At 71.9% G+C, this 15,292-nt stretch carries 12 protein-coding genes; 5 read left to right on the forward strand and 7 right to left on the reverse strand.

Annotation, left to right across the window (positions count from 1 at the left end):
• Positions 1-36 precede the first annotated feature (36 nt).
• From FR742_RS43930 to FR742_RS43945, 4 genes are all read right to left on the reverse strand, one after another.
• Positions 37-1,023, reverse strand: coding sequence for a glycosyltransferase (locus FR742_RS43930; protein WP_148037065.1), 987 nt, complete (start codon positions 1,021-1,023; stop codon positions 37-39).
• Positions 1,024-1,079: 56 nt separating this feature from the next.
• Positions 1,080-2,243 carry an acyltransferase family protein gene (locus FR742_RS43935; RefSeq protein ID WP_187281638.1) on the reverse strand — a complete coding sequence of 388 codons (1,164 nt, stop codon included), beginning with the start codon at positions 2,241-2,243 and terminating at the stop codon, positions 1,080-1,082.
• Between the two features lie 151 nt (positions 2,244-2,394).
• Positions 2,395-4,017, reverse strand: a complete 1,623-nt coding sequence (locus FR742_RS43940) for an LCP family protein (RefSeq protein WP_148037067.1) — start codon at positions 4,015-4,017, stop codon at positions 2,395-2,397.
• Positions 4,018-4,160: 143 nt separating this feature from the next.
• Positions 4,161-5,612, reverse strand: a complete 1,452-nt coding sequence (locus tag FR742_RS43945; protein ID WP_261809089.1) for a hypothetical protein — start codon at positions 5,610-5,612, stop codon at positions 4,161-4,163.
• 625 nt (positions 5,613-6,237) lie between these two features.
• Between FR742_RS43945 and FR742_RS43950 the strand changes: the two genes are divergently transcribed.
• From FR742_RS43950 to FR742_RS43960, 3 genes are all read left to right on the forward strand, one after another.
• Positions 6,238-8,292 carry a hypothetical protein gene (locus FR742_RS43950; protein WP_148037068.1) on the forward strand — a complete coding sequence of 685 codons (2,055 nt, stop codon included), beginning with the start codon at positions 6,238-6,240 and terminating at the stop codon, positions 8,290-8,292.
• An 89-nt stretch (positions 8,293-8,381) separates the two neighbouring features.
• On the forward strand, positions 8,382-9,278 hold the full coding sequence (locus FR742_RS43955) for a glycosyltransferase family 2 protein (protein WP_148037069.1): 897 nt from the start codon (positions 8,382-8,384) through the stop codon (positions 9,276-9,278).
• 2 nt (positions 9,279-9,280) lie between these two features.
• Positions 9,281-10,339 (forward strand): glycosyltransferase family 4 protein, encoded by a 1,059-nt coding sequence (locus tag FR742_RS43960; RefSeq protein ID WP_148037070.1) that lies wholly within the window; start codon positions 9,281-9,283, stop codon positions 10,337-10,339.
• Here FR742_RS43960 and FR742_RS43965 read toward each other — a convergent pair.
• Genes FR742_RS43965 through FR742_RS43975 form a run of 3 tightly spaced genes read right to left on the reverse strand, consistent with a single transcriptional unit; the run spans position 10,243 to position 13,395 of the window.
• Complete coding sequence (locus tag FR742_RS43965) at positions 10,243-11,199, reverse strand: lysylphosphatidylglycerol synthase transmembrane domain-containing protein (protein WP_148037071.1); 957 nt, start codon at positions 11,197-11,199, stop codon at positions 10,243-10,245. The two genes, FR742_RS43960 and FR742_RS43965, sit on opposite strands and share 97 nt — an antisense overlap.
• A gap of 37 nt (positions 11,200-11,236) precedes the next feature.
• A complete protein-coding gene (locus tag FR742_RS43970) occupies positions 11,237-12,298 on the reverse strand; it encodes a hypothetical protein (RefSeq protein WP_148037072.1) in 1,062 nt (353 codons plus the stop codon).
• Between the two features lie 50 nt (positions 12,299-12,348).
• Complete coding sequence (locus FR742_RS43975) at positions 12,349-13,395, reverse strand: SPFH domain-containing protein (RefSeq protein WP_261809090.1); 1,047 nt, start codon at positions 13,393-13,395, stop codon at positions 12,349-12,351.
• Between the two features lie 109 nt (positions 13,396-13,504).
• Here FR742_RS43975 and FR742_RS43980 point away from each other — a divergent pair, with 109 nt between their 5' ends.
• Positions 13,505-14,332: a class I SAM-dependent methyltransferase gene (locus FR742_RS43980; protein ID WP_148037074.1), complete on the forward strand. Its 828-nt coding sequence runs from the start codon at positions 13,505-13,507 to the stop codon at positions 14,330-14,332.
• Between the two features lie 59 nt (positions 14,333-14,391).
• Positions 14,392-15,270, forward strand: a complete 879-nt coding sequence (locus FR742_RS43985; protein ID WP_148037075.1) for a lysylphosphatidylglycerol synthase domain-containing protein — start codon at positions 14,392-14,394, stop codon at positions 15,268-15,270.
• The last annotated feature ends 22 nt before the right edge of the window (positions 15,271-15,292 follow it).

Consider the following 15,292-nt stretch of genomic DNA (forward strand, 5'->3'; position numbering starts at 1 on the left):
GGCGTCTAGTACATCAACCGCCGGACGCCGTGACCATCACCCCACGGACCTGCTCTGTACCGCGAACGACGGGGCGCGGGCGGGAACCCCGGCCCAGCCTTCCATCCGGGCCACGAACGCCGGCGCGTGGTCCGGCCAGTGGTGGTGCGCGCGGGCGTGCGCGTGCCCGCGCGCGGCGAGGGACCGGCGCAGCTCGGGGCTCTCCTTCAGGTCGAGCACGGCGTCGAGCGCCGCGTCCACGTCCAGCGGGACCACGAAGCCGCAGCCCGCCCGCTCCACCACCCCGGCGCCCTGCGAGGTGGTCACGACGGGGAGGCCCCGGCCCAGGTAATCGAGGATCTTGGTGGGCGGCCCGGTCACCGCTGGACCGGCCAGCGACAGGCCGGCCAGCGCGCCCTCGGCCATCCGCAGCGCGTGCCTGAGCGGCACGTGGCCGAACCAGTCCAGCAGGCCGACCCGCTGGGCGTCGCGCAGCAGCGGGCGCGCCGCCGGGTCGGCCTGGCCGATGAGGTCCATCCGGATGCCGTGCGGGGCCAGCCGCCGGGCCAGGCCGATGAGTTCGTTCACGCCCCTGGCGGCCGACAGCCGGCCGATGTGGACCACTCTCGTCTCCCCGGGAGGGGGCGGCTCCGGCGCCACGAGAGTGGCCTCGGGCACCACGTCCGGTGTGATCACGTGGCACCTGCGTGCGGCCCGCGCCAGCCTGGCCTCGGAGACGTCCTCGCGTACGTCCCAGACGACCGGAGGGCGGCGGTACGGCAGCGCGCGGAGGAGACGGGCGTCATGGACGAGCAAGAGGTCGGCGCCCCGCAAGCCGCGCCTGAGAGCCGACCGGGCCCGGCCCGGGCCCGCCTCGCGCGCCACGTCGACGGCGGTGAGCCGTGGGGTGGGCGTCACGTTGTGGTAGGTGAACGGCGCGACGTAGGTCACCTCGTGGCCGGCGTCGAGCAGCGCCCTGATCTGCCGATGCATGATCCGGGCGTCCTCGGGATGATGGACGACGGTGGCAACGCATACCCGCATGCGTCGATGCTCCGCGCCGACCGGGTCAAGGGCGTGAATGCGGGGGTAACTGCCGCTTAACTTCTGGAAGGACGGCGATAGAGCCAGGTCAGGCGCGGCTCCAGCACCCACTTGAAGACCGTCCGGGTCTCCGGCAGGCACAGCACGATCGCCAGCGCGAAGCAGCTGAAGCTGATCGCCAGCGCCCCGAGCGGGCCGTGCAGCCACGGCAGGTCGAGCCAGCCCTGCTCCTTGGCGATGAGCACCGGGATGCCGTGGAGCAGGTAGCAGTAGAGGGTGCGGGTGCCGAGATCGGAGTACCACGTCTCGCCCCGCGGCACCAGCGCCAGCACCGCGAAGCAGAGCGCCAGGGCGCAGACCAGCAGCCCGACGCGCACGCCCAGCCCCATGTACCAGGACAGGTCCATCTTCTCGTAGCTGTTCTTGAAGTAGAACGGCGCGAGCTTGGCCCTGGGCGCGATGAGGATGGCCACGGTGGCCGCGGCGACGATGGTGAACACCGAGGCGATCTTGATCCACAGCCGGTTGAGCAGCTCGAAGTGCTCCGGCTGCATGACCAGCCCGATCACGAAGAACGGCAGCAGGCCGAAGAACCGGTCCATGCTGAAGTCACCGGAGATCTCGGAGAACCCGGCGAACAGGTAGATCGCGATCGCCACCGGGATCGGGAACTTCATCCGCTTCCACACCGGCGTCGACAGCCGCCAGAACAGCAGCGCCAGCAGATACCAGTTGAGCCACGCCGGGTCGATGATCGTCAGGCTCCACTTCTGCCCGAGGGAGAAGCGCAGCGCCGCGTAGCCGACCTCGACGATCACGTACGGCACGAGGAACGTGTCGACGAGCTTGTTGGTCTTGGCGTTGGAGTTCCAGAAGTTTCTGGACAGGTAGCCGCTGATCAGCACGAACAGCGGCATGTGGAAGGTGTAGACGAAGATGTAGAGCGCCCGGTTGGAGTCGGCGTCGAGCGTCGGCACCAGCGAGTGGCCCACCACGACGAGCGCGATGAGCACGAACTTGACGTTGTCGAGGTACGGGTCGCGCCTGCGCTTCGGCGGCCCGGCCTCGGGCTCGGGCTTCTGGGCGGGCTCGGCCTGCTCCTGGCCGGGGCGCTCGAAGAGGCCGCCGCCGGGGAGCGGCCAGCGGGCCCCTGTGTTCGCCGGCCCCGCACTCTCATCGCCGGGAACCTGGACCGGAGGGGAGTACTTGGTGTCAGACACAGGGAAGTCGCTCAGCTTCGCTCGGGGCCGGGGTACGCGACAGGCGGCGACGCCCGCGAGGGCGAGCCGCGTCGCCGACCCGAACCACCCTAGCGGGCGCCGGAGGTCCTGTCTCACGGCCTGAGGGTTACACAGACAACTTGCAGGAGCCTTACACGCAGACGTTCTTCTGCTGGGACGCGGTGATGGTGTTCTTCTCCACGGCCTCCGACAGCTTGGTGACCTTGACGGCCTTGAAGTCGGTGCCGATGACGAGCTGGAGCACCGGACCCTTCGGCCCGTCGGCGGCCGGCGCGGTGGTGGGGGCCACCGTCGGCGTGTAGGGCTCGGTGTTGGTGGGCCTGACCTTGCCGGCCGTCGCGTCGGGCGCGGGGTTGAGCTTCTTGGTCAGCACGTCGGCGTGGTCGGCGCCGGTCTCGGCCGTCTTCGGGTAGCGGACCTCGGTGGCGGCGACCGGCTGGCCGCCGGCGTCGGCGTAGTTGCCCAGCCCGGTGACCTGGAAGCCCTCCTTGGCGAGCTGGTCGGCGACCTCGCGCGCCCTGCCCGGTTCGCCGGTGGCGTTGAGCACCTGGATCCGCACCTGGCCGGGCTTGACGGCGACCTTCGGCTTGTCGGCCACCGCGGTCGCGCTCGGCGTGGGCTCGGGGAGCTCGGTGTCGTTGATGATGGAGTCGAACAGCTCGCCCGCCGCCGGCTGCTGCCAGACGACGCGGTTCTCGTCCTCGGGGTCCGGGATCCACGGGACCGTGGTGAGCTGGACGCCCTTGGCGGTGAGGTCCTTGGCGCTCATGCCGATGTCGATCAGCTTCTGCGGGTTGTTGGCCAGGTCGGGGTCCATGGTCACCGACGCGGCGGCCGACTTGATGAAGCCGGTGAGCTTGATCGGGTCGGTGAGCAGGTCACTGCTGGTGGCCTTGGCGATGACCTTGCTGAGGAAGATCTGCTGGCGCTTGATGCGCTGGATGTCGCTGCCGTCGCCGTAGCTGCGCAGCCGCACGTAGCCCAGCGCCTTCTCGCCGTCGAGCAGGCTCTTGCCGGGCGGGAGGACGAGCTTGGCCTTCTTGTCGTTGACGCCGGACTTGAGGCAGATCTCGATGCCGCCGAGCGAGTCGACGATGTTCTTGAAGCCGCTGAAGTCGACCTCGACGAAGTGGTTGATGCGGATGCCGGTCAGCGTCTCCAGGGTGGACATCGTGCAGGCGACGCCGCCGTCGTTGTAGGCGGAGTTGATCATTGCGCGGCGGGGCGGCATCTCCTGTTTGGTCGTCTCGTTCTTGCACTTGGGGATGTCCACCATCGAGTCGCGCGGGAAGCTGACGAGCCTCGCCTGGTCGCGGTTGGGGGAGATGTGCAGGACGATGATCGTGTCGGTGCGCTTGCCGCCCGCGTCGGCCAGCCGGGCCGTCTCCTGGCCGTACTGGGCGTTGCCGTCGCCCGCGCGGGTGTCGGAGCCGACCAGCAGCACGTTGAGCGCGCCGGTGTCGCGGGGGCGGGGGTTGATGATGTCGTCCTTGACGTTCTTCTGGTCGATCGCGCCGAACGCGTCGCGGTAGGCGACGTAGCCGGTCAGCGAGCCGGCGACCATGAGGGACGTGGCCGCGATGCTGACCCAGGCCAGCACGCGCATCTTGCCGTTGCCGCCGTCTCCGCCCCGCCGGCCGCGCTCGGGCTCCTTCGGCGGAGGCGGCGCCGAGGCGGCGAGCCTGCGTGCCATCCTGCTGCCGGGCTGGGGGGACCTGCTGTCCTCTACGGACATGCCTCTGTAGTCACTCATGCGCCCCCTAGCCTCGTCGCTGCGCCTCACGCGCTGGCTCGGTCGTTCTGCGCCACGAGACTAGGTCACCGGCGGCGTCGCCGCAGCCATGACTGGAGTAATCGACCGTGACCCAGCGGTGATGATACCGGGGCAAAGCATACTCAGAGTTGGACATTTCGTGGAATAAGATCAGTAAATTCTCTACCGTTCCCGCAGGCCAGCGCCGCCGCCAGGCAGGCGAGCGGCACCGCCGGCAGCACGTACCGGTAGTCGAACTCGGCCACCGCCGCCGGAGTGATCAACAACACCACGGCCACCGACCAGGGCAGCAGCCACAGGGCACGAGGGGAACCCGGGCCCCGCCCGTACCGGAATGCCCGCCACGCCACGGCGGCGGGCGGCACGAGCAGGACCACCAGCAGGACCGTGCCGGGGATCCGCGCCACGTCCTGGTAGGCGCGCATCCACCCGGCGTACGGCTCCACGATCGAGGTGCCGATCGGGCCCTGCTCGTAGCGCTTGGCGAACTCGGTGCCGACCTGCGCCGGGTAGCGGCCCGGCGGCCCCGGCGGGGTCTCGGGGAACTGGTAGTAGCCGTAGATCTCCTGGTCGGGGTAGACCGGGCGGCCCCACACGAACGAGCGGCCCAGCTCCGCCAGCACCGAGCCGGCGTAGTCGAGCGGCTGCGTGCGGATCGCCAGCAGCGCGAAGCGCATGGCCAGGTCGTCGGTCTCCTTCGTGAACGTGATGCCGGGCAGGGCCACGATCGGCGCGTCCCTGGCCCAGATGTACTCCTGCGACGGCGGCCGCTGGTCGGCCGGGCGCGGGTCGCACAGCACCCGCAGGTCGGGCGGCGGGTCCATCTCGGCGCAGTCGGCGAACGACATCGTGCGGGCGTAGAGGAAGACGCCGTTCGCGCCGATGACGCCGACCCGCTGGTAGGTGGCGTAGAACCAGCCCCCGTACGCGAGGATCGGGACCACCGCGGCCACCAGCATGATCCAGGCCGGCCTGATCTGGCGGCGCAGCAGGAACCAGGCCACCAGCACCACGATCAACGGCTGCCCGACGGTCCTGGTGAGCGAGGCGGCGGCCAGCAGCAGCCCGATCGTGACCGCCTTGGGCCGTCCGGCGAGCGCGAGCGCGACGGCGGCGACCACCAGGAACATGAACAGCGTGTCGGAGACGAGCAGGTGCTCCAGCTCGATCTGGTACGGCTCCACCAGCACGGGGACGGCGGCCAGCGTCGCGATCCACCTCCGGGTGCGCCGCGCCGCGGCCCAGTAGACCAGCACCCCGGTGGCCAGCCCGAGCAGGTGCTGGGCGGCGGTGACCGCGCCGAAGGAGTGCAGCGGCTCCAGCAGCTTCATGAACATCGAGTAGCCCGCCGGGCGCACCAGATCGGGCCGGGGCCGCAGGACGGTGACCACGTAGGTGTAGGAGTCGGGGAACCACAGCGCCGGCCGGTAACCCAGCATCGTGACCACCCGCAGCGCGGCGCCGATCGCCAGGACCGCCAGAAACCACCCGTGCCGCCCGAACCCGGCCCGCTCATCCACCACGCCGCGCACGCGAGCGGCTGCTCGCCGCGCGCCCTCCCGATCTCCCCCCACGCCGCGTACGCTACCGGCCCCCGCCCGCGGTGCCGTCATCTCAAACCGGTTCCTTGTCTCCCGTCACGTCGCGGCGCTGGGTCTTCTTCCGTCCCGCCGCGTTCGCTAACGGCCCTCGTCCGCGCGCCCTCCCGGTCTCCCTACGCCGCGTGCGCTACTGGCACCCGCGCGCGGTGCCGTCATCTCGGTGCCCGTCTTCCGTCGTGCCACGTGCGCTGGGTCTTCTTCCGTCCCGCCGCGTTCGCTACCGGCCCCCGCGCCCTCCCGATCTTTCCCCCGTCACGTACGTGACCGGCCCCGCTCGCCCTGCCGGCATCCCAAGCCGGCCACGTCGTGTGCTGCCGTGGTCATCTACTCGGGCTGGGGTCTCCTTCTTCTGTTTTCTGCCGTAGTAGGTGGGGTGGACACTCAAAAAGCCTTTTGGCGAAACCCCTCGGGCTGAGCGCCGATAGCAAGCCTTCGGCCTGCCCGACCCGCCGTGAGTGGGGTGAACCCGTGACTCGTCCCTTTGGTCTTGGCTTTCGTCATCGTGTGCTGGGGGTCGGGGTTGGTGTGATCATGATTGACGTGTTCTCGGCGCTGCCTGGCGTGCCGTCGGCGTGAGGTTGGATACGCTCGCTCACCGATGGGAATCGCCTGGTTGGACCCGATGCGGAGGCCGCCGGCGGGCCGGGTGCTCGCGGCGCTCTCGGTGCTGCCCGCGCTGGCCGTGGCCGGGTGGCTGCTGGCCGCGCTGCCGCTGCTCGCGTTCGGCGTCTACCGGCCGGTGGTGGCGATCCCGCTCGGGCTGGCCATGGCGGGGCTGCTGTGCTGGGCGGGCACGCGCGGGCTGGTCAGCGTGGCGGAGGACGCCGACGGAGACGGGCCGGTCGACACCGTGCGGGCCACGGTGGGGCAGGTGGCCGCTGCTGTGGTGGTCGCTGTGGGGGCCGGGGTGTTCAACGGGGTCATGCACGGTGAGCAGCTCGCCGTCCGGCGTGACCCGTCCACCTACGCGCAGTACGCGATCTGGCTGGCGCGGGAGGGGTCGCTGCCGATCCCCGCGCGGCCGGAGGCGTTCGGCGGGGCCGACCCGTCGCTGATCTTCGAGAGTGTCGGCTTCTACGCCGTCGGCGACTCCGTGGTGCCGCAGTTCATGCCGGGCGCGCCGATGCTGTTCGCGCTCGGGGAGTGGCTCGGCGGGCTGTTCCTGGCCCCGGTCGTGCTGGGGGCGCTGGCGGTGCTCGCCGTGGCCGGGCTGGCGGCCCGGCTGGCCGGCGGGCGCTGGGCCCCGGTGGCGGCGCTGGCGTTCGCCTGCTGCATGCCGATCATCTACACCTCGCGCGCCACCTTCAGCGAGATCCCGTCGATGCTCCTGCTGCTCGGCGGGCTGGCGCTGGTGCACGACGCCCTGTACGGGCACGGGCGGCGGATCGGGGCCGCGCTGGGCGGGCTGACGCTCGGGCTGGCCGTGCTGGTGCGGGTGGACGGCCTGCGTGACGTGCTGCCCGTGCTGGCGTTCGCCGGCCTGCTCGTCGCGATGGGCCGCCGGTCGCCCGGCCGCCACGGAGGGCTGGGGCCGCCGCTGCTGGCCGGGCTCGCCGCCGGGGCGGGCCTCGGCCTGGCCGCCGGTTACGGGCTGTCGCGGCCCTACCTGACGTACCTGTCCAGCTCGATGCGGCCGCTGCTGCTGATCTGCGCCGCCGTCCTGGTGCTGACGCTCGCCGGTACGGTGGCCGCCCCGCTGCTGGCCAGGCTCAGACCGCCGGGCTGGCTGCCGGCGGCTGGGGCGACGCTGGTGGCCCTGACCATGGCCGGGCTGGCGGTGCGGCCCTGGCTGGTGACCGTGCGCCGGGTCCCCGACAACGTCGACGACCGGCTCACCGCCACCTTCATCGAGCAGATCCAGAAGGCCAACGGCCTGCCGATCGACGGCACCCGCCTGTACTTCGAGCACACCCTGCACTGGGTGGCGTGGTACGTGGGCGTCCCGGCGCTCGTGCTCGCCACGCTGGCCGCGGCCGTGCTGACGCACCGGCTGCTGCGCGGCCGCGGCCTGCCATGGCTGCTGCCGCTGGCGGTCATCGGCTGGGCCACGCTCACCACGCTGCTCCGCCCGGCGATCACCCCCGACCACCCGTGGGCCGCGCGCCGCCTGGTGCCGGTGGTGATCCCCGGCGTGATCCTGCTGGCCGTGTGGGGGGCGGAGCGGCTGCGCGAGCGGGCGGGAGAGGGCAGGTGGCGCGGCTGGGTCGTGCCGGTCTGCGCGCTGCTCCTGGTCGTGCCGCCGGCCGTGACCTCGATCGGCACCGCGTTCACGCCGGTCGGGCGGGGCGAGGCGGCCGCGGTGGCCGCCATGTGCGCGCGCATCCCGCCGGACGCCTCGGTGCTCATCGCCGAACGGGTCACCGCCGACCGGTACACGCAGGTCGTCCGCGGCGCCTGCGGCGTCCCGGCCGCGGAGGTGCGCCAGGTGGAGGGCGACACCGCGCCGGAGTCCGACGTGCGCCGCCTGGTCGAGCGGGTGCGGGCCGCCGGGCGCACCCCGGTCGTGCTGGCCGCCGAGGAGGGGCAGGTGGCGCCGTACGGTCCGGTCACGCAGCTGATCGGGCTGGTCACCCGGCAGGACGAGCGGTCGCTCACCGAGGCGCCCGACGGCACCTGGTCACTGCGGATCAACGTGTGGATGGCCCTGCCTTGACCTGTGATGTGCACTCGGCCACGGACCGGGCAGAGTACCCTCGTCCCACGTGAGAACGCTCCGAGCCCCCGCAGCAAGGTGGACCCGCCGTGGATGAGGAAACCCCGTACGTCACCATCGTCCTGCCCTGTTACAACGAGCAGGACCATGTCATCGACGAGGTCGACCGCATCACCAAGGCGATGGACTCGAGCGGCTACACCTACGAGCTGGTCGCCGTCGACGACTGCTCGACCGACGAGACGCTGGCCAGGCTCAAGGAGGCCGCGCCGCTCTACCCCCACCTGCGCATCCGGGCCTTCCACCGCAACGGCGGCTCCGGCACCGTGCGCAGGATCGGCACGCAGGAGGCCAGGGGCGAGATCGTCGTCTGGACCGACGCCGACATGACCTACCCCAACGAGCGCATCCCCGAGCTGGTGCAGATCCTCGACAAGGACCCGACGATCGACCAGGTCGTCGGGGCGCGCACCAGCGAGGAGGGGTCCCACAAGCTGCTGCGGGTGCCCGCCAAGTGGGTGATCCGCAAGGTCGCCGAGATGCTCGCCGGGCAGAAGATCCCCGACCTCAACTCGGGGCTGCGGGCCTTCCGCAAGTCGGTGGCCAAGCCCTACCTGCGGCTGCTGCCGCCCGGGTTCTCCTGCGTCACGACGATCACGCTGTCGTTCCTGTCCAACCAGCACGACGTCTACTACCTGCCGATCGGCTACGCCAAGCGGGCGGGCAAGTCGAAGTTCAGCTTCGTCTCCGACGCCTACCGCTACATCCTGCAAGTGCTGCGGATGATCATGTACTTCAACCCGCTCAAGGTGCTCATGCCGCCGGCGCTCTGGCTGGTCGGCATCGGGCTCGTGAAGGGCGCGTGGGACATGATCCAGCACCCGTTCTACTTCCCGGCCAACACCGTGATGATCTTCCTGTCCGGGATGCTGATCGGTTCGGTGGCGCTGCTGGCCGACCTGATCGTGCGGTCGCGGGGAGACTGAGCGTGCGCGTCGCGATCGTCGGCCCCACCTACCCCTACAAGGGCGGCGGGGCGCAGCACACCACCGAGCTGGCGCACCGGCTGGCCGCGCTCGGCCACGACGTGGTCATCGAGTCCTGGCGGGCGCAGTACCCGTCGTTCCTCTACCCGGGGCAGCAGACGATCGACGCGCCGGAAGGCGTCCCGTACCCGAAGGTGCTGCGCGAGCTCGACTGGCGCAGGCCCGATGGGTGGGTGGCCGCCGGGCGGCGACTGCGCGCCGCCGACCTGGTGGTCCTGGCCGTGCTCAGCCCGGTGCAGGTGCCGCCCTACCTGGCGATCCTGGCCGGGCTGCGGGGCCGGGCCCGGACGGTCGCGCTCTGCCACAACGTGCTGCCGCACGAGCGCAAGCCGTACGACCGGCCGCTGATGAGGGCGTTGCTCAGGCGGGCGGGGGTGGTGCTCACCCACTCCGAGCAGCAGGCGGGGGTGGCCCGCGAGCTGACCACCAGGCCGGTGCGGGTGGCCGCGCTGCCGCCGCACCTGCCGTCCACCCACGGCGCCCGGTCCGACCGGGTGCACCGGCGGCTGCTGTTCTTCGGCATCGTGCGCCCGTACAAGGGGCTCGACCTGCTGCTGCGGGCGCTGCCCGCGGGGGTGTCGCTGACCGTGGCCGGGGAGTTCTGGGGCGGGCTCGACGAGACGAAGGCGCTGGTCGGCGAGCTGGGTCTCGCCGACCGGGTGGACCTGCGGCCCGGCTACGTCGCGGCCGGGGACGTGCCCTCGCTGTTCGCCGGGGCCGACGCGCTGGTGCTGCCCTACCGCAGCGCCACCGCCAGCCAGAACGTGTGGCTCGCGCACGAGCACGGCGTGCCGGTGATCGCCACCCGGGTGGGGGCGCTCGCCGACCATGTCACCGACGGCGTCGACGGGCTGCTCGTGGAGCCGGGCAGCGCCGGCGCGCTCCGCGACGCGATCGAGCGGTTCTACGCCTCGGGGGAGCCCGAGAGGTTGCGGTCGGGGGTCAAGGCCGTCGACCCCGACCCGTTCTGGGCCTCGTACACCGCCACCCTGCTCGGCTGACGGCCCAGCAGGAACGCCAGCCCGGCGGCCGTCACGTCGGCGAGCGTGAACACCAGCCGCGACACCACCGCCACCGCGAGCGCAGGGCCGGTGCCGAGGATCGGGTGGAGCACCAGCACCAGCGCGCCCTCCCGCACGCCCACCCCGGCCGGCACCAGGAACGCGAGCAGCCCGGTCGACCAGGCGAACGCGTAGGCGCCGGTCGCGATCACGTACAGGTCCCAGCGGCCCGCGAGCATCCACGTGTGGAGCCCGTACACGAGCCAGCCGAGCACCGTCCAGGCGGCCGCGACCAGGACCGTGCGGCCGGGCAGCACGGAGTCGAGCGTGTCGCGGCGGGCCAGCCGCAGCGCCAGGTTGAGCCCCCAGGTGAGGATCTTCGGATGCATGCAGACGGCGATCACCGGCAGCAGGAGCAGCAGGTACCACGCCTGCCGCACCACCTCCTGGGTGGCCAGCGTGGCGGCGGCGATCGCGATGCCGACCCCCAGGTTGATCACCAGCGCCAGCGAGATGCACGCGAACGTGCGGCGCGGCGGGCTGCCGTGGTCGCGGCCCAGGTCCATCATCGCCGCGTACGCCCAGATCGCGCCGGGGATGTACTTGCCCATCTGGCCCACGAACATGATGCGCCCCGCGGTCCGCACCGGCAGCGGCGAGCCCAGCCCGGCCAGCACCTGCCGCCAGGCGAGCAGCATGCAGAACTGGCCGAGCAGCACGGCGGCGAACGCGCCGGCGACCGCCCACAGCGGGATCTCGGCGACCGCCGCCGTGGTGTCGGCCCAGTTGGCCGCCAGGCCGTAGCCCAGGAACCCGAGCGCGACCAGCGCGAGGACGATGCGCAGCAGGCGGCGGAACATCACGCAAGGGTACGGTGTCCGCCCAGGTGAAAGCCAGTTACCGCATCACGAACAGCGAGACGACGAGCGCGACCAGCGCCACCGCCGCCAGCACCGCCAGGGTGATCTTCACGGCGCTGTACGGGCGATCGCCCTGCACCTCGCCGCCCACCCCGTTGACCAGCACCTGGTACGGCCTGCCTCCATACAGGTAGGAGCCGACCCAGACCGGCAGCAGCACCAGCTTGAACGTGACGTCCGCGTAGCGGGTGTCGACGCTGTGCAGGCGCTGCACGTCGCCGCCGATGTCGCGCTTGCAGTCGGCGGCGATCACCTCGGCCATCTTGCCCTTGGCGTTCTCCAGGCCCGCCTCGGGTCCGGCGTCGTAGCGCAGGCTGTGGTGGCCGGCGACGAAGCCGGGCTCGAACGCCACCGCGCGCTCCAGCGGCCACGGCTCCAGCGCGTCCAGCCGCTCCCTGGGCACCCGGGCGGTGGCCGAGACCAGCACGTCGTCGAACGCCCTGGTCACCGAGCCGCTGGCCGGATACCAGCGGGTCTTGCGCACCCGGCGGGTCTTGGTCTGGCCGTTGTCCGTGTAGGTCTCGGTGACCCAGTAGTGGACGCCGCGCTGGCCGGAGTAGTGGGAGAAGGTGCTCGCGTCGAACGTCCAGTGGGGCAGGTAGGTGCTCTTCATCGACTCCGCCTCGGTGACCTTCTTGAGGCGGTTCGGGGCGAACCAGCGGGACCTGGTCCACGTGCGGAGCGCGTCGCGGGCGGCTCCCTTGTCGAGCGCGAACGGCAGCACGGCCTCCGGCGCGATCTCGTCGCCGGTGCTGCCCGCGACCAGCGCGGTGCCGCAGAACTGGCAGTCCTTGGAGATCGCGTCGCTCTCGGTGCGGGCGCCGCAGCCCGGGCAGGTGAACTGGTTCGGCGCGATGGCCTGGACGCGGGGCTTGGTCAGGAACGCGTCGTAGGAGTGCTCGCGGACGTGCCGGGTGGGGGCGGCGATCGGCTGCTCGTGGCCGCAGTACGGGCAGCGCAGCACGCTGGTGCCGGGCGCGTACTGGACGCTCGCGCCGCAGCCCCCGCAGGGGTGGGTGGTGGGGGTGAGCGAGGTCATCGCGGGTCTTTCCGTACGGGGCGCCGGGGCGGTGAGGCCGAGGGAGCCGGTCAGGACGGCGGGAGCGGCGGCGGGGTGTTGTGCAGCAGGGCGGCCAGTTCGGGGACGTCGCGGGCGGGCGCCCACTGGGCCATGCCGGCCCGCCACACCAGCGCGTCGAGGGTGAGCCCGGCGGCGGCCAGGCCGGCCTCGTCGAACGGGCCGCGCCGCTCGCCGCCGACCCCGAGGAACCACTGGTGCTGCTGAGGGAGCGGCGGCGGCTGCTGGGCGGGCTGGCTCAGAGAGGCCGCCATCTGCTGGCCGGCCGCGATGCCCATGCCGAGGCCCATGCCCTCGCCGGCGCCGCCCGCGTTCTCCAGCGCGTTGGCCGCCTGGAACCTCGTGTACTGGCCCAGGTCGCCGGCCAGGCCCATCTGGGTGCGCTTGTCCAGCGCCTTCTCCACCTCGGGCGGGAACGAGATGTTCTCGAAGGAGAAGTTCGGGATCGAGAGCCCCACGGTGGACAGGTCGGCGGAGAGGATGTCGGCCAGCTTCTGCCCCATGGCGTGCTGGTCGGCGGCCAGGTCCAGCACCGGCACCTGCGCCGCGCCGAGCGCGCCCGCCAGCCGGCCGACGATCATCTGCCGCAGGTAGCCCTCGACCTCCTCGGTGCGGAAGCGCTGGTCGGTGCCGGCCAGCTCGCGCAGCAGGCTCATCGGCTCGGTGACCTGGACCGAGTAGGAGCCGAACGCCCGCAGCCGCACCGGGCCGAACTCCGGGTCGCGCAGCATGATCGGGTTCTGCGTGCCCCACTTGAAGTCGGTGAACCGCCGGGTGCTGACGAAGTACACCTCGGCCTTGAACGGCGAGTCGAAGCCGTACTTCCAGCCCTTGAGCGTGGACAGGACGGGCAGGTTGCGCGTCTGCAGCGTGAACGTGCCGGGCGGGAACGCGTCGGCGATATGGCCCTCGTTGACGAACACCGCCACTTGGGACTCGCGGACCACCAGCTTGGCGCCCATCTTGATCTCGTTGTCGTGCCGGGGGAAGCGCCACACGATCGTGTCGCGGCTGTCGTCGAGCCATTCGATGATGTCGATGAATTCGCCGCGGATCATGTCCAGAAAAGCCATAGAGCACCCGCTTATTGGTGGTTCGCACTGGCGGGCACCGTACCAAAGCCGGATCGACTGATGGTCGCGGCGGGCGCGGGTACTGTTGGGCGTCGTGGGGAAGCAACGGGTCGCGCAGCTGGCCTACTCCGAGTTCCAGGCGGCGATGCTCGACGAGGAGAAGCGCCGGCGCAAGGCCGCGAAGATCATCGCGGTGCTGGAGCACTTCCACGGGCCGCTCGGCGGGCTGACCGTGGGCGACGTCGGCTGCTCGGCCGGGTTCATCGCCGACGAGCTGGCCGCGGCGGGGGCCAAGCACACGCTCGGCGTCGACATCGACGTGCCCGGGCTGTGCAGGGCGGCCGACCGGTTCGGCGAGCGGGTGGCGTTCGTCTGCGGCGACGGCACGGCGCTGCCGTTCCCTGACGGGTCGATCGACGTGCTGGTGTTCAACCACATCTACGAGCACGTGGTCGACCCCGACGCGGTGGTGGCCGAGATGCGCCGAGTGCTCTCCGACGAGGGCGTGCTCTACCTCGGGCTGGGCAACCGGCTGGGCGTCATGGAGCCGCACTACAAGCTGCCGTTCCTGTCCTACCTGCCGCCCTCGCTCGCCGACCGCTACGTGCGCGCGTCCGGGCGGGCCGACCACTACTACGAGCGGTTCCGCACCCGGCGCGGCCTGCGCAGGATGCTGCGCGCCTTCCACGTGTGGGACTACACGTTCCCCGTGCTCGCGACGCCGGAGCGGTTCGCGGGCGGCGAGCTGTTCCCCGGCGTCCCGGGCCGCGTGGCGCGCGCTCTCCTGGCCCGCACCCCCCGGGCGGCGCTCCGGCTGCTGCTTCCCCTCGTTCCCACGTACCTCTGGGTCGCGACCAAGACCCCGCGCCCGCCCGCGGGCCCCGCGCTCCCGCAGCCCCCCGAACGGGTCCGGCCGCTGTGACGGACGTCCCCCGGTCCGAGGCGTCGCCGTCCCTTCCGTCCGGTGGAGAGCCGCGTGCCGTGCCCGCCAGGCGGTGGGGGTGGCGGACGGCCGTGCGGGGCGGGTTCCTCGTCGTGGCGCTGGGGTTCGGGGCCTGGGCGGTGGCGTCGCGGTGGGAGGAGGTCGCCGCCGGGTTCCGGCAGCTGACGCCGGGCATGGTCGGAGCCTCGCTGGCCGCCGTGGTGGCGGCGCTGCTGGGCGCCATGCTGACGTGGCGGACGCTGCTGGCCGACCTGGGGTCGCGGCTTCCCGTACGGAGCGCGGCCAAGGTGTTCTTCGTGGGCCAGCTCGGCAAGTACATCCCGGGAGCCGTGTGGCCGATGCTCGCGCAGATGGAGATGGGCCGCGACCTCGGGGTGCCGCGGGCCAGGAGCGCGGCGGCGTTCTTCCTGATGATGCCGGTCCAGCTCGCAAGCGGGCTGCTGGTGGCGTTCGCCACGCTGGGCTGGGACCGGTTCGGATGGCTGCTGCTCCTGGTGCCGGCGCTGCTCGTGCTGCTGGAGCCCAAGGTGATCAACGCGGTGATCGGCTACGGGCTGCGCAGGCTGAAGCGGCCGCCGCTGGAGCGGCCGCTCACCCGTAAGGGGATGCTCGCCGCGCTCGGCTGGGCGTTCGCGGGCTGGGCCTGTTACGGGATCCACCTCTACTTCGTCGCCCCGCAGGGCGGGGTGGTCTTCGCCGTCGGGGCGTTCGCGCTGTCGTGGTGCCTGGGCATCATGACGTTCGTGGTGCCCGCAGGGGCGGGAGTCAGGGAGGTGGCCATGGTGGCGGCGCTGGCGCCGGTGATGCCCGCCGGACCGGCCATCGCGGTCGCGCTCAGCTCCCGCGTGGTGATCGTGCTGGGTGACCTGATCTGCGCCGGTGTGGCCGGATTGTCAGCGCGGCGTTCCTCCGTGTGATTTGGCGCACGTTTTGGGGGAC

It is taken from the genome of Nonomuraea sp. C10 (assembly GCF_008017515.1).
GTDB lineage: Bacteria > Actinomycetota > Actinomycetes > Streptosporangiales > Streptosporangiaceae > Nonomuraea > Nonomuraea ferruginea.

What these genes read in the sequence shown, in the direction of transcription:
- FR742_RS43930 (WP_148037065.1), bottom strand. Translation starts at nt 1,023, where the DNA reads ATGCGGGTATGCGTTGCCACCGTCGTCCATCATCCCGAGGACGCCCGG.
- FR742_RS43940 (WP_148037067.1), bottom strand. Translation starts at nt 4,017, where the DNA reads ATGAGTGACTACAGAGGCATGTCCGTAGAGGACAGCAGGTCCCCCCAG.
- FR742_RS43950 (WP_148037068.1), top strand. Translation starts at nt 6,238, where the DNA reads ATGGGAATCGCCTGGTTGGACCCGATGCGGAGGCCGCCGGCGGGCCGG.
- FR742_RS43965 (WP_148037071.1), bottom strand. Translation starts at nt 11,199, where the DNA reads ATGTTCCGCCGCCTGCTGCGCATCGTCCTCGCGCTGGTCGCGCTCGGG.
- FR742_RS43970 (WP_148037072.1), bottom strand. Translation starts at nt 12,298, where the DNA reads ATGACCTCGCTCACCCCCACCACCCACCCCTGCGGGGGCTGCGGCGCG.
- FR742_RS43975 (WP_261809090.1), bottom strand. Translation starts at nt 13,395, where the DNA reads ATGATCCGCGGCGAATTCATCGACATCATCGAATGGCTCGACGACAGC.